Origin of the sequence: Paenibacillus pasadenensis (assembly GCF_023715725.1) — a bacterium.
Taxonomy (GTDB): domain Bacteria; phylum Bacillota; class Bacilli; order Paenibacillales; family Paenibacillaceae; genus Paenibacillus_O; species Paenibacillus_O pasadenensis_A.
This window is the reverse complement of sequence record NZ_JAMBOT010000077.1, coordinates 1-384: the sequence shown is the minus strand read 5'-3', so window position 1 is coordinate 384 and position 384 is coordinate 1. Positions and strand designations below refer to the sequence as shown.

Here is a 384-nt window from a genome sequence, read left to right as displayed (position 1 = left end):
GCTGAAGATCGCGCTCGGCAAGTTCAAGCGCGCGGGCGGCCGCTTCATCGCGATCAATCCGGTGCGCACCGGTTACGCGGCGATCGCCGACGAATGGATTCCGATCCGCCCCGGCACCGACGGCGCGCTGTTCATGGCGCTGATGGATGAGTTGATCGCGCGCGATGCGTTCGACCACGAATTCGTGTCGCGCTTCACGAACGCGGCGGAACTGGTCGACCGGCGCGACGGCGCCGACACGTTCGGGCTGTTCGTGCGCGACGCCGACGCGCCGGAGCTCAACCCGCTGTATCCGCAGAACCGGATGTGGTGGGACACGAAGACGAACCGCGCGGTGCTGCACCACACGGATGGCGCGGAGCCGGCGCTCGACGGCCGCTATAC

At 68.0% G+C, this 384-nt stretch carries 1 pseudogene; it reads left to right on the top strand.

Going from position 1 to position 384, the window contains the following annotated elements:
- Positions 1 to 384: pseudogene (locus M3223_RS24055) on the top strand (molybdopterin-dependent oxidoreductase); the annotation flags it as partial.